The following is a 14,158-nucleotide window of genomic DNA, read 5'->3' as shown; positions in this document are numbered from 1 at the left end:
GGCGCAAGGACCAGGCGTGACCGGGCGAGCCGCGCGGCCCGTCAACGCCCCCGCGCGGCGCCCGCCCCGTCCTCGGGGTGCTCCTCCTCCCCGCGCGCCTCCCGGACCCGCTGCCGGATCAGCGCGTCGAGCTGCCGCACCGCGACGGCGATCACGTCGGCGGCCCGCCGCTCGCGCGACTCGGGCTCGGGCAGGAGCCGCTGGAGCCGCTCCGCCTGGAGCAGGATGACCTGGAGCGGGTTGCGGACGTCGTGGGCCATGATGCGCACGAAGTGCTCGTGGCGCGCCCGGAGCTCCTCGCAGTCGGGCGCGAGCGCCTCCGTGCCGTCCTGCTCGTCGGGGTCCGTGCGGTCCGCCATCGCGTTCCTCCGAGCCCCCGCCCGTACCCCCCTAGTGGTAGCACATCCTACCCGCCCCGTCCCTGCCCTGTCGGGACCGGCCGTGATGCACCGCGCTTGCCAGGGCCCCTGCCGGTCTTACGTTGCGCGGCATGAGACCGGACAAGCTGACGGTGAAGGCCCAGGAGGTGCTCCAGTCGGCGCAGGCCCTGGCGCGCCGGCGCGATCACCAGGCGGTGGACGCCGAGCACCTGCTCCTCGCGCTCCTCGAGCAGCCCGAGGGCGTGGCGCGGCCCATCCTGGACAAGATCGGCGCCGACCCGAGCCTGGTCGCCTCCCGCCTCGAGGACGAGCTGCGGAGCGTCCCCCGGGTGCAGGGCGCCGAGCCGTACCTGGCGAACCGGCTCCTCAAGATCTTCGACCGGGCCGAGGACGAGGCCAAGAAGCTGAAGGACGAGTACGTCGCGAGCGAGCACCTCCTGCTCGCGCTCGCCGAGGAGAAGGGCGGCGCGGGCGAGGCGCTGCGGCACGCCGGCGTCACGCCGGAGCGGGTGCGCGGCGCCCTGAAGGACGTCCGCGGCGGCGCCCGGGTGACGAGCCCCGAGGCCGAGAGCCAGTACCAGGCGCTCCAGAAGTACGCGAAGGACCTGACCGAGCTCGCCCGCCAGGGCAAGCTCGACCCGGTCATCGGCCGCGACGACGAGATCCGGCGGACCATCCAGATCCTCTCGCGCCGCACCAAGAACAACCCGGTGCTGGTGGGCGACCCGGGCGTGGGCAAGACCGCCATCGTCGAGGGGCTGGCGCGCCGCATCGTGGACGGCGACGTGCCGGAGGGGCTCAAGGGCAAGAAGCTCCTCGCGCTCGACCTCGGCGCGATGGTGGCCGGCGCCAAGTTCCGCGGCGAGTTCGAGGAGCGGCTCAAGGCGGTGCTGAAGGAGGTCACCCAGAGCGAGGGCGAGATCGTCCTCTTCATCGACGAGATGCACACCATCGTCGGCGCCGGCGCCGCCGAGGGGGCCATGGACGCGGGCAACATGCTCAAGCCCGCCCTCGCCCGCGGCGAGCTGCACGCCATCGGCGCCACCACGGTGAACGAGTACCGCAAGCACGTGGAGAAGGACCCGGCCCTGGAGCGGCGCTTCCAGCCGGTCTTCGTGGGCGAGCCCTCGGTGCAGGACACCATCTCCATCCTGCGCGGGCTCAAGGACCGCTACGAGATGCACCACAAGGTGCGGATCCAGGACGCGGCGCTGGTGGACGCGGCGCGCCTCAGCCACCGCTACATCGCCGACCGCTTCCTGCCCGACAAGGCGATCGACCTCGTGGACGAGGCGGCGAGCCGGCTGCGCATCGAGATCGACTCGATGCCCACCGAGGTGGACGAGGTGCGCCGGCGCATCGGCCAGCTCGAGATCGAGAAGCAGGGGCTGCTCAAGGAGCGGGACGAGGCCTCGCGGGCGCGCCTCGCGCAGCTCGAGAAGGACCTCGCCGCGCAGAAGGAGGAGTTCGCGCGGCTCAAGAGCCGGTGGGACTCGGAGAAGCAGGTGATCCAGGAGATCGCCAGGGCGCGCCAGGAGATCGACCAGCTCAAGAGCGCCGAGGCCGACGCCGAGCGGCGCGCCGACTTCAGCGCCGCCGCCGAGCTCAAGTTCGGCCGGCTCCCCGCGGCGCAGCGGCAGGTGGAGGCGGCCCAGACGCGGCTCGCCGAGCTCCAGTCGGGCGGCGCCATGCTCAAGGAGGAGGTGACGCCGGAGGAGATCGCCGAGGTGGTCTCCAACTGGACGCACATCCCGGTCTCGAAGCTGCTCGAGGGCGAGGTGGAGAAGCTGCTCTCGATGGAGGACCGGCTCGCCGAGCGGGTGGTGGGGCAGCAGGACGCCGTCCGCGCCGTCTCGGCCGCGGTGCGCCGCGCCCGCTCCGGCCTGCAGGACCCGAACCGGCCCATCGGCAGCTTCATCTTCCTCGGCCCCACCGGCGTCGGGAAGACCGAGACCGCCCGCGCCCTGGCCGAGTTCCTCTTCGACGACGAGCAGGCCATGGTCCGGCTCGACATGTCCGAGTACATGGAGAAGCACGCCGTGGCGCGGCTCATCGGCGCCCCCCCGGGCTACGTCGGCTACGAGGAGGGCGGCCAGCTCACCGAGGCGGTCCGCCGCCGGCCCTACTGCGTGATCCTCTTCGATGAGATCGAGAAGGCCCACCGGGACGTCTTCAACGTGCTGCTCCAGATCCTCGACGACGGCCGGCTCACCGACGGCCAGGGGCGCACCGTGGACTTCCGGAACGCCGTCGTCATCATGACGAGCAACCTCGGCTCGGAGGAGATCCAGCGGCTCGCCTCCCGCCCCAACGCCGACCCGGCCGCCGTCCGCGAGGCCGCGCTCGAGCACCTGCGCGGCGAGTTCCGGCCCGAGTTCCTGAACCGGGTGGACGAGGTGGTGGTCTTCCGGCCGCTGGGGAGGGAGGACATCTCCCGGATCGTCGAGATCCAGCTCCAGAAGCTGCGCAGGCTCCTCGCCGACCGGCGGATCACGGTGGAGCTCACCGAGGCGGCCCGCGAGACGGTGGGGGACGCCGGGTACGACCCGGTCTACGGCGCCCGCCCCCTCAAGCGGGCCATCCAGCGGCTGGTCCAGGATCCGCTCGCGACCCGGATCCTCCGGGGCGACGTCAAGGCCGGCGACCACGTGGTGGTGGACGAGGGCCACGGGGAGACCCTCGACTTCCGGGCCGAGCGGGCAGGCGAGCGGGCTGAGCAGGCAGGCGAGCAGGCGAAGACCGTCCACTGAGGCGGTGGGTCCGGCGCCCATGTGGAACGGGCTGCCTCATCCGGGTTATCGTGCGCACCCCGCCCGATGCCCGACCACCTGCGCGCCAAAGCCTGGGCCACCCCGCTCGCGGTCTTCGCGGTGCTCGCGGCCACCCTCTGCGGCGGCGCCTTCGTCCACCTCCGCGCCTTCCAGCGGGAGACGCGGGAGCGGGTGGATCGCGAGCTCTCGGCCCTCGCCGACGTGAAGGTGGCGCAGGTGGTGGCCTGGCGCGAGCACCAGGTCCGCGAGTGGAGCGACCTGCTCGCGAACTCGTTCGCCATGGAGGCGATCGAGCGGGTGCTCGCCGGCGACCCGGAGCCGCGACTGCGGATGCAGCTGCTCGACCTGCTCGAGCGCGAGGGCGCCTCGGCGGAGGCGGACTGCGTGGAGCTGCGCGACGGCGCGGGGGAGCTGGTGCTCGCCACCCGCTCGCGCCCGGGCGACCCGGACGACCTCCGGCTGCTGCGGCTCTCGCGCGAGCGCGGCGCGCCGGTGCTCTCGGACCTCGAGCGGGACGCCGACGGCTTCGTCCTCGCCATCGCCCGCCCGGCGCAGGTGCCCGGCGGCGAGGCGGGGCTCATCGTCCGCTTCGACCTGCAGCGGAGCCTCACGCCCATCGCGCTCTGGCGCCCCCGCCACGACTCCTCGACCGAGGCCCTCATCGCGCGGGTGTCGCAGCGCGAGGTGGTCCCCCTGTCGCTCCTGCCCGGGGCGAGCGCCGGCCTCAGCTTCCCCATCGAGGGCACGTCGGCCATCGCCCGCGCCGCGCGCGGCGAGACGGGGGTGCGGGCGTCCCGCGACCGGTACGGCCGGGAGGTGCTCGCGGCGGTGCGGCGGGTCCCCGGCTCGACCTGGGTGCTCGCCGTGAAGGCCGACGCCGCCGAGCTGCTGGCGCCGGCGCACGATCGCACCTTCCAGCTCGGGGTGGCGGTGGTGCTCCTCCTCCTCCTCGGCTCCGGGCTGCTCATCTCCTGGTGGCGGGGGCAGGTGGCGGCGCTCCGGGCCCGTCACGGCGAGCTCTCCGCCCGGGCCGCGCGCCAGCGCTTCGACGCGCTCTGGACCCAGGCGCACGACATCGTCCTCGTGCTCGACAGCCGGGGCGCCCTGGTGGAGGTGAACGACCGGGCGGTGGCCGTCTACGGCCGCCGCCGCGAGGAGCTCATCGGGACCCACGTGGTGGGCCTGCGCACGCCGGCCGCCGCCGCGATCTGGTCCTCGCAGTGGGCCCAGGCCTGGCGCGACGGCCACCTCGTGGCGGAGGCGGAGCACCGGCGCGCCGACGGCTCCACCTTCCCCATCGAGCTCAGCCTGCAGGTGGTCCCCGTGGGCGAGGAGCGCTTCGCCTTCGCGGTCTGCCGCGACGTGACCGAGCGGAACCGGGCGGCGCGCGTGGCCCGCGAGCACGCCGCCCTGCTCGCCAACATGACCGACGCGGTGATGGCGCTCGATCGCGCCGGCGTGATCACCGCCTGGGCCGGCAGCGCCGAGCGGATGTACGGCTGGACCGCCGAGGAGGCGGTCGGCCGCCTGGCCCACGAGCTGATCCGGGCGCGCTTCACCGGCACCACGCGCGAGGCCTACTGGGCCGAGATCGAGCGCTGCGGCACCGCCCGCGCCGAGACCGTCCAGCTCCGCAAGGGCGGGACCGAGATCCCGGTCGAGATCACGGCCACCGCCCTGCGCGACGCCGCGGGCCGGGTCGTCGGCGCGGTGGGCGTGAACCGCGACCTCACCGAGCAGCGCCGCCAGGAGGCGGACCGGCAGCGGCTCCAGTCGGAGCTGGTCTTCGCCGACCGGCTCGCCTCCATCGGCACGCTCTCGGCCGGCGTGGCCCACGAGATCAACAACCCCCTCTCCTACCTGCTCGCCAACCTCGACTTCGTGGAGCAGCAGCTCTCGGGCGAGGGGCCGGCCCTGGACCGCGTCTCGCCGTCCGAGCTGGTGGAGGCGCTGCGGGAGTCGCGCGACGGCGCCCGCCGGATCGGCGAGATCGTCCGCGGGCTGCGCACCTTCAGCCGCAAGGACACCGCCGGCGCCCGGCGCGGCGCCGACGTCCGGACCGCGGCCGACGCCGCCGTGCGGATGGCGCAGGCGCAGGCGCGCCCCCGCGCCCGGCTGGTGACCGACCTCCGCGAGACGGCCCCGGTGTCGGCCACCGAGCACGAGCTCGCCCAGGTCGTGCTCAACCTGGTGATGAACGCCATCCAGGCCATCCCGGAGGGCGCGCCGGAGCGGAACGAGGTCCGGGTGACGAGCCGGGTCCACCCCGGCGGCCGCGTGGAGCTGACGATCGGCGACACCGGCAGCGGCATCGCGCCCGAGCACCTGTCGCGCATCTTCGACCCGTTCTTCACCACCAAGCCGGTGGGCGAGGGCTCCGGGCTCGGGCTCGCCATCTGCCACGGCCTGGTGGACGGGATGGGCGGCGTCATCTCGGTCGAGAGCGAGCTCGGCCGGGGGACCACCTTCACCCTCGACCTGCCGCCCGCGACCGCCGAGCAGACGGAGCTCCCGCTGGCGAGCCCGCCCGGCCGCCGGCGCGGCCGGATCCTGATCGTGGACGACGAGCCGCTGGTCCTGAGCTCGATCCGGCGCACGCTCGAGCCGGAGCACGAGGTGGAGACGCTCTCCGACCCGCGCGCCGCGGTGGAGCGGCTCGCGGCCGGCGAGCACTTCGACCTCGTGGTCTGCGACCTGGTCATGCCCGAGCTCTCGGGGATGGACTGCTACGAGGAGCTCTCGCGGCGACGCCCGGACGCGGCCAGGCGGATGGTGTTCCTCACCGGCGGGGCCTTCACCCCGCGCTCCCGCGCCTTCCTCGACCAGAACCCCGGGCGCTGGATGGAGAAACCGTTCGATCCCGAGGCCCTCCGGACCCGGGTCGCCGCCGCCCTGGCCGCCGCCTGACCGTTGGCCCGCGCCTCGCGTCGCCGGCTGGGCTATCCTGGGCCGGTCGAGACCTTCGTCCGAACCGCCGGGAGGACGCGCATGCGCGACACGTCGCACCGCCGGGCCTGGGCGATGCCGCTCGCCATCTTCGCGTTCCTGGCGCTCTCGCTGTCGGGCGGCGGCGCGCTCCACCTGCGCGCCTTCCGCCGCGACCTCCGCGCCCAGGTCGAGCGCGAGCTCTCGACCATCGCCGACATCAAGGTCGAGCAGCTCGTCGCCTGGCGCGAGCAGCGGCTCCGCGAGTGGGACGACCTCGACGAGGACCCCTTCCTCGGGCGGGCCATCGCGGCGGTGGCGCGCGGGACCTCGACGGCGACGGCCGACGAGCTCCGGGCGACCCTCTGGGCCATCGCGCGGCGGCAGGGCGCCACCGCGGTCGAGCTGGTCGGGGCCGACGGGCGGACGCTGCTCTCGGCGCCCGGCGCGAGCGCGCCCGGCGCCGAGGACCTGGAGCTCCTCGCCCGCGCCCGGCCCCGCGGCCTCACGGTCTTCTCCGGCTCCGAGCGGGCCAGCCCCAGGCTCACGCTGGTGTCGCCCTTCAGGCGGGCCGCCGGCGCCGGGCTGGTGGTCCACTTCGACGCCGAGCGGAGCCTCACCCCCATCGTGATGGTGTGGCCGCGCCCGGGCTCCAGCGCCGAGCCGGCGCTGGTGCGCCGCGAGGGCGACCGGATCGTCACCATCACCCGCCTGCGCTACTCGCCCGGGCGGGTCGAGATGGATCCGGCCAGCGAGCCGCCCGGCCCGCGCGCCGTCCGCGGCGAGACCGGCGTGGTGGAGACGCACGACTACCGCGGGGCGGAGGTCATCGCGGCGCTCCGGCACGTCCCCGGCTCGGACTGGTACCTCTCGAACAAGGTGGACCGGGCGGAGATGTTCGCGCCGGCCCGGCTCCGCGCCGAGCAGCTCGCGGGCGGCGTCGCCGTGATCCTCCTGCTCTCGGGCGCGCTGCTGCTCGCCTGGTGGCAGGCGCTGCGCGCGGAGGAGCGGCGCCGGGCGCAGACCGCCGCCCAGGAGTCGGAGAAGCTGCGGCTCCGGGCGCTGCTCGACCAGGTGAACGACATCGTGGTGGTCGTCGCCGAGGACGGCGCCATCCTGGAGGCCAACGACCGCGCCCTCCAGGCCTACGGCTACGCCCGCGAGGAGCTCGTCGGCCGTCCCGCCGCGGCGCTCCAGGCCCGCCCCGACGACTGGGAGCCGGACTTCGCCCGCGCCTGCCGGGAGGGCGCCATCCGGTTCGAGACCCGCCACCGGCGCAAGGACGGCAGCACCTTCCCGGTGGAGTTCAGCAGCCGGGTCTTCGCGGCCGGCGGCGCGCGCATCCTGCTCGGCGTGGGGCGCGACATGAGCGAGCGCCAGGCCGCGGAGGTGGAGCGGCTCCGGCTCCAGGCGCAGCTCACCTTCGCCGACCGGCTCGCCTCGATCGGCACCCTCGCGGCCGGCGTGGCCCACGAGATCAACAACCCGCTCTCCTACCTGCTCACCAACCTCGAGTACCTCGAGCGGCAGCTCCCGCCGCGGGGGCCGGGGCTGGAGGCCGACCTCGCGACCACCCGCGACGTCCTGGACGAGGCGCGCGACGGAGCCCGTCGCATCGGCGAGATCGTCCGCAGCCTCCGCACCTTCAGCCGGCGGGAGCGGGAGGAGCACGGCCGCGCCGACCTGCGCGAGGCGGCCCAGGCGGCGGTCCGGATGGCGCAGGCGCAGGCGCGGCCCCGGGCGCGGCTCGTGAGCGAGCTCGGCGAGACGCCGCCGGTGACGGGGAGCGAGCACGAGCTCGCGCAGGTGGTGCTGAACCTCGTGATCAACGCCATCCAGGCGGTGCCGGAGGGGCGCCCGTCGGAGAACGAGATCCGCGTGGCCACCCGGACCCTCCCGGACGGCCGGGTGGAGCTCACGGTCAGCGACACCGGGATCGGGATCCCCTCGCACCACCTGGAGCACGTGTTCGACCCGTTCTTCACCACCAAGCCGGTCGGCGAGGGCTCGGGGCTCGGGCTCGCCATCTGCCACGGGCTCGTGGAGGCGATGGGCGGCACCATCGGCGTGCAGAGCGCGGTCGGGCGCGGCACCACCTTCACCGTGACCCTGGCGGCCCGCGCCGAGGAGCGCCCGGCCGTCCCCGCCGCCGCGGCGCCGGGCGCCACGGGCCGCCGCGGCCGCCTGCTGGTGGTGGACGACGAGCCGTTCGTCTGCCGCTCGGTGCAGCGGACCCTCGAGGAGGACCACGAGGTGGTGGCGCTCTCGGACCCCCGCGAGGCCCTCGCGAGGATCCAGGGCGGGGAGCGCTTCGACCTCGTCCTCCTCGACCTGGTGATGCCCGGCATCTCGGGCATGGAGTGCTACGAGGCGCTGCGGCAGGCCGACCCGGCCCTGGCCGGGCGGGTCCTGTTCCTGACCGGCGGCGCCTTCACCCCGAACGCGCGGCGCTTCCTCGAGGAGAACCCCGGCCGCTGGATGGAGAAGCCGTTCGACACGGGGGCGCTGCGCCGCAAGGTGGCGGAGCTGCTCGAGGCCGCGCCGGCCGCCTAGGGCCAATGCCGTTCACTCAGTGACTTCCGCTGTCCCTCGCTGTCAGGGGATGCGGCCTCGGCTCGCGCGCCAGCCAGTCCGCCGGCGTGCGTCTGCTTCGATCGACGGCCCCCCAGCGAGCGGGTCTTGGGCAAAGACTACGAGGGAAGGGACCCGCGCGACCGTTGGCGCCGAGCTCGGCGGCGGCGCCGCCGCCTCGCCGGACGGAGTCTGTGCGCCCGAGCGCGGGGGCCCGTGCAACGAGGCCGCGCCCGCGAGATGAGGAACACTCACGGAAGCTCGTCCCGCCGCGCGCGGTGGGAGGAACCGGCGGATGGAGCACGGAGCTGCACGCGCCCCGCGCATCGGTCAGGTCGGGCCGAACGCGAAAGATGAGGTGGTGAACGCCGTCCCCGGGGACGGCGCCTTGGCAACGCGGCGGCGCTCGCGCGCTTGCCGGGCCTCGGCGACGCGTCGGGCGACGTGCTCGCGGCCGAACTCGTGCTCGGTCGCGAGCCCATGGTGGGCGGCACAGCGCAGGCAGATGTTGTCGGCCGTCGCCTCCCCGCCCTTCGCGAAGGCGACCCGTTGGTGGTGGAACTCGAGCCTGCGGCGAGCCGGGCAGCTCTCGGCCCAAAGGCCGCTCGCTGGGCGGGGCCGTTGGTCGGAGCAGACTGACGCCGGCGGACTGGCCGAAGCCCGTGCTGCGGGCCGGCGCGCGAGCCGACCCGCGCCACCTGAGGGGAGCTACGGCGGAAATCCTCAAGTGACCGGCTTGCGCCTAGGGCGGGTCCTCGTAGAAGACCTCCTCGAGGCAGAGTCCCTGCGGCGGCGCGGTCGCGCCGGCGCGGGTCCGGTCGCGCGAGGCGAGCAGCGCCGCCATGCCGGCCGGGTCGCGCCGCCCGAGGCCGCACTCCACCAGCGTGCCCACCAGGTTCCGCACCATGTGCTTCAGGAACGCGGTGGCCTCGGCGACCACCTCGATCGTCCCGCCGCGCTCCCCGAGCACGTCGAGCCGGCGCAGCTCGCGGACGGCGTGGGCCGCCTCGCAGTCCGAGGCCCGGAAGGCCCCGAAGTCGTGGCGCCCGAGGAGCTGCGCGGCGGCGGCGCGCATCGCGTCCGCGTCGAGCGGGCGGAAGACCTGCCAGGACTGGAGCCGGGAGAGCGGGGCGCGCCCGGGCCGGTTCTCGATCCGGTAGCGGTAGCGCTTGCCCCGCGCGCTGCGCCGGGCGTCGAACCCGTCGGGCAGCAGCGCCGCCTCGCGGACGGCGATGTCCTCGGGCAGGAGCGCGTTCATCCCGAGCACGTAGGCCTTCACCGGCAGCGGCCGCTCCTCCTGGAAGCTCGCCACCTGCCCGCGCGCGTGGACGCCGGCGTCGGTGCGCCCGGAGGCGGTGACGCGCCGCGGGCCCTTGTGGAGGGTGGAGAGCGCCCGCTCCACCTCGGCCTGGATCGAGGGGCCGTTCGGCTGCACCTGCCAGCCGGCGTAGCGCGTGCCGTCGTACTCGAGGATGAGCTTCACCGCCGCCATGGGGGCGGACCCTAGCACGGGCGGGGCCGGCGCCGTGTAGGCCGAGGTGCGCGAGGCGGCGCCGCTCGTCCGGAGGCGGCGCGGCCGTCCCATCTGCTAGAAAGGCAGGGACGCTGCGTTCGAGATCGGGGGATCGATTGCGCAACGACCCGGGGGAGAGCTCGACGACGCTCGACGGCGATCCGCTCGCCGGCGCGCCCGCCACGCTGCTGTTCGAGAACAACCCGAACCCGATGTGGGTCTTCGAGCGGGCGACGCTCGCCTTCGTGGCGGTGAACGACGCGGCCGTCGCGCGCTACGGCTACAGCCGGGCCGAGTTCCTCTCCATGACCCTGCGGGACATCCGCCCGCGCGAGGACGTCGGGCCGCTCGAGACGTGGCTGCACCAGGCCCAGCCGTGCGGCTCCACCTCCGCCGGCGTCTGGCGCCACCGGCGGAAGGACGGGACGGTGTTCCCGGTGGAGATCCTGAACCACGGGCTCGAGCTGGGCGACCGCCGGTGCGAGCTCGTCCTCGCGCTCGACGTGAGCGAGCGGCAGCGGGCGCGCGAGGAGCGGGAGCGGATGCTGCGCGAGCTCGCCGCCTCGGACCGGCTCGCCACCCTGGGCGCGCTCGCCGGGGGGCTGGCGCACGAGCTCAACAACCCGCTCTCGTACGTCCTCTCGAACCTCTCCTACGTCGAGCGCGAGCTCGCGGCGCTCGCCACCGGCGGCCCGCCGGGGTTCGAGCAGGTGCGCGCGCTCGCGGAGGCGGTGGCCGACGCGCTCGAGGGGGCCCGGCGCGTCCACCGCGTGGTGCGCGAGCTGCGCCAGCTCTCGCAGCCGGCCGACGAGCGGCTCGCGGCGGTGGAGCTGCACGGGGTGGTCGAGGGGGCGCTCGCGCTGGCCGGGAACGAGATCCGCCACCGCGCCCGGCTCGAGCTCGACCTGGACGAGGCGCCGGTGGTGCGCGGGGACCCGGCGCGGCTCGGGCAGGTGGCGCTCCACCTCCTGCTCAACGCCGCCCTCGCCATCCGCCCCGGGGAGCGTGAGCGGCACCTCATCCAGGTCGCCGCGCGCGCGGAGGGCGACCAGGCGGTGCTCGAGGTGACCGACACCGGCCCGGCCGTCCCGGAGCGGGCGCTCCCGCGCGTCTTCGAGCCGTTCACCGTCACCCGCGCCGACGGCGCCGGGGCGGGGCTCGGGCTCTCGATCTGCCGCACCCTGGTCTGCGGGATGGGCGGAGAGCTCACGGCCGATAGCGGGCGCGGCCGGAACGTCTTCCAGGCCCGCCTGCCCCTGGCCCGCCCCGCCGCGCCGCGCGACGCGCCGCCGGGCGCCGCCCCGGCCCGCCTCCCGCGCGTGCTGCTGCTCGACGACGAGGAGGGCATCGGCCGCGCGGTGCGCCGGGCGCTGCACGGCTTCGCCGAGGTGGTCTGCGAGACCGCCGGGCGGCAGGCGCTGCAGCGGTTCGCGGCGGGAGAGCGGTTCGACCTCGTGCTCTGCGACGTGATGATGCCGCAGATGACCGGGACGCAGTTCCACGCGGCGCTGGCGCAGCTCGACCCGGCCGCCGCGCGCGACCTGGTGTTCGTGAGCGGCGGCGCGTTCGCCGGGGCCGAGCGCGAGGCCCTGGCGCTGCTCCCGAACGAGCGGCTCGAGAAGCCGCTCGACCTCGCGCGCCTGCGAAGCCTGCTCGCGGCGCGGGCGCCTCACTTCCCCCCGGCCGGGCAGTAGGCGCCCGGGACGGCGACGGCGTTGTTGTCGCGCCGGCACTCGCCCACCACGCCCTGCCCCGTGCCGTCGTCGTTCAGCACCACCGTCACCGTGGCCGGCGCCGAGGCCGGGCCGGCGAGCGGGATCGAGACGCTCTCGAACGCCCCCGGCTTGATGGCGCCGGCGGTCCTGGCGGTGGCGAGCAGCGCCCCCCCGGCGGCGCCCTGGTAGACCGCGATGGGCACGCCGGCGGTCACGAGCACCGCGCCCCGGTTCCAGACGCGCACCGCGACCGTGAGGGAGGCGGGGCAGGCGGAGCGGTCGAGCGAGACGTCGGCGAGCGGGTCGGCGGCGAGGTCGGGCGCCGAGTAGTCGGGGTTGCCGATCACGTTCATCCGGTAGTCGTCGAGGCCGGGGGTGGTCCAGTTGTCCTGCTCCGGCCAGGGCAGGCTGCCGTCCTCGTTCACGTTGGTGACGTGGTAGCTGTGCTGGTTCCAGACCGCCCGCGTCGAGACCCAGTGGTCGCGGAGATCCTTGAAGACGGTGACGCCGTGCCGCCCCGAGCCCTGGTGCGCGCCCCACGGGCAGGTGATGTTGCAGACGCTGTTGGTGGCCACCACGATCTCGGCCCGGCCGTCGCGGTCCACGTCGGCGATCACCGGGTTCTCGTAGACCGTGCAGCTCGGGTTGGGCGACTCGAACTCGATGGAGCCGGTGGTCCCGTCGTAGACGCGCGTGTAGCACTCGTCCCCGTAGACCACCTCGGCCTTCCCGTCGTGGGTGAAGTCGAAGACCGAGCTGCCGGTGACGTCGCTCGTGTCCTGGGTCGGCTTCTCCCAGAGGATGGGGTTCGCGGCGAAGGGCTTGAACACCCGGTAGGCGGCGCGGGCGGCGACGCCGATCTCCGGCTTGCCGTCGCCGTCGAAGTCGGCCACGGTGGGCGCGCCCCCGGCGCCGCCGTTGGCCACCGTCACCGGCCCCCAGATCACCTTGCCGGTCCGGTCCTGGAGCCGGACCGAGAGCGTGGGCGGGTTGGGCGCGGCGTTGGGGATCCCCGAGACCACCGCGATCTGCGGCTTGCCCTCGCCGGTGAAGTCGGCCACCGCCACCGCGCCGTCGGGCTGGCCGTTGGGCCAGCCGGGCTTGGGCTGGCAGGCGAGGTCGTAGACCGCGTTGCCCGCCACGATGTCCGGGACGCCGTCGCCGTCGATGTCGGCCACCACCGAGAGCGGGCCGTAGCCGAGGTTGTTGCCGCTGCCGGACTGGCCCTGGCAGACGAGCTTGCCGTGCGCGTCCACCACCGTCGCGCCGATCACCACCCGCGCCTCGCCCGGCCCGAAGCGCGCCACCGCCGGCGCGCCCCACTCCACCGGGATGCCCGCCAGCTCCCAGAGGAACCGGCCGGTGTCGTCGAAGGCGACGAGCCCCTCGGTCTTCGGATCGTAGGAGGGCGTGCCGGGGATCTGGGCCGGCATGCGCGCGGTGACGAACTCGGTGTTCCCGTCGCCGAAGAGGTCGCCGGCGGCGATGGCGGCCATCCCGTTGACCGGGTGGGCGGGGTCGCTCGACCAGAGGTCGGTCCCGTCCCGGCCGTCCACGGCGCGCATCACGCCCGGCACCGCGTCGCCGGCGCCGAGCCCGTCGAGGATGGCGTTGAAGACCACCGCCGGGGCGGTGAAGGCGTCGGCCTGCCGGTGCAGCGGGATCACCACCGGCGTCATCAGCACCTGCGCGTAGGCCGGCTGGTCCTTGGAGCCGGTCCACTGCCAGGCGACGCGCGGCTGGAACGGGCCGGGGGGCGGCTTGAAGCTGCACTTCGGATCGGCGGCGACGCAGGTCCCGGCGAGGCAGAAGGTGCCGTCGGCGCAGGTCCCCCCGGCGCCGCAGGCCTGGCCGGAGCCGCCGGGCGCGCCGCAGACGTTGCCCGCCTGGCAGGTCTGGCCCGACGGGCAGCAGGTGGCGCCGCAGGTCTGCGCCGGGTCGCAGCTCGCGAGGCAGCGCCCGCTCGCGTCCTGCAGCTGCCCCGGCGGGCAGCCGCCGCTCTGCGTGACCTTCCCGCCTCCCCCGCAGCCCGCGAGGAGCGAGCCCAGGAGCACCCCCGCCCAGACGTGGCGCATTCGCACCCTCCGCGGCCGTCCAGCCGCGCGCCCTGCCCGTGCACGCCTCGCGCCACGCCTCCGCGCCGCGCCCGCGGCGCCGCCGGTGGGAACCGCGCGACACAGCGGAGGAAGCGCGCTTCCGTCCCGCGCCGTGCCGGGCGCCGGGAGGGGCCCCGAACGGCACGGCGCGTCGTTGACCCGCGACACCGGGCCGCGCTATATGGCT

At 75.2% G+C, this 14,158-nt stretch carries 7 protein-coding genes; 4 read left to right on the top strand and 3 right to left on the bottom strand.

The features are described from left to right. Positions 1-41: 41 nt before the first annotated feature. Positions 42-359, bottom strand: coding sequence for a histidine kinase dimerization/phospho-acceptor domain-containing protein (locus AMPC_RS16575; protein ID WP_248342526.1), 318 nt, complete (start codon positions 357-359; stop codon positions 42-44). Between the two features lie 131 nt (positions 360-490). Here AMPC_RS16575 and clpB point away from each other — a divergent pair, with 131 nt between their 5' ends. The 3 genes from clpB to AMPC_RS16560 all read left to right on the top strand — a co-directional run bounded on the left by clpB (position 491) and on the right by AMPC_RS16560 (position 8,629). After that, positions 491-3,130 carry an ATP-dependent chaperone ClpB gene (clpB, locus tag AMPC_RS16570; protein WP_248342525.1) on the top strand — a complete coding sequence of 880 codons (2,640 nt, stop codon included), beginning with the start codon at positions 491-493 and terminating at the stop codon, positions 3,128-3,130. A gap of 66 nt (positions 3,131-3,196) precedes the next feature. After that, positions 3,197-6,058 carry an ATP-binding response regulator gene (locus AMPC_RS16565; RefSeq protein ID WP_248342524.1) on the top strand — a complete coding sequence of 954 codons (2,862 nt, stop codon included), beginning with the start codon at positions 3,197-3,199 and terminating at the stop codon, positions 6,056-6,058. Between the two features lie 81 nt (positions 6,059-6,139). Next, positions 6,140-8,629 (top strand): hybrid sensor histidine kinase/response regulator, encoded by a 2,490-nt coding sequence (locus AMPC_RS16560; RefSeq protein WP_248342523.1) that lies wholly within the window; start codon positions 6,140-6,142, stop codon positions 8,627-8,629. Positions 8,630-9,389: 760 nt separating this feature from the next. Here AMPC_RS16560 and truA read toward each other — a convergent pair. Next, positions 9,390-10,139, bottom strand: coding sequence for a tRNA pseudouridine(38-40) synthase TruA (truA, locus tag AMPC_RS16555; RefSeq protein ID WP_248342522.1), 750 nt, complete (start codon positions 10,137-10,139; stop codon positions 9,390-9,392). A 137-nt stretch (positions 10,140-10,276) separates the two neighbouring features. On the opposite strand from truA, the gene AMPC_RS16550 reads away from it, so the two are divergent. Next, positions 10,277-11,854 carry a sensor histidine kinase gene (locus tag AMPC_RS16550; RefSeq protein WP_248342521.1) on the top strand — a complete coding sequence of 526 codons (1,578 nt, stop codon included), beginning with the start codon at positions 10,277-10,279 and terminating at the stop codon, positions 11,852-11,854. On the opposite strand, the gene AMPC_RS16545 is transcribed toward AMPC_RS16550, so the two are convergent. Beyond that, positions 11,830-13,950, bottom strand: coding sequence for an FG-GAP repeat domain-containing protein (locus AMPC_RS16545; protein WP_248342520.1), 2,121 nt, complete (start codon positions 13,948-13,950; stop codon positions 11,830-11,832). The two genes, AMPC_RS16550 and AMPC_RS16545, sit on opposite strands and share 25 nt — an antisense overlap. Between the last annotated feature and the right edge of the window lie 208 nt (positions 13,951-14,158).

Origin of the sequence: Anaeromyxobacter paludicola, assembly GCF_023169965.1 — a bacterium.
Lineage (GTDB): Bacteria > Myxococcota > Myxococcia > Myxococcales > Anaeromyxobacteraceae > Anaeromyxobacter_B > Anaeromyxobacter_B paludicola.
The sequence above is the reverse complement of the archived record's forward strand: the minus strand, read 5'-3'. Positions and strand labels throughout refer to the sequence as shown.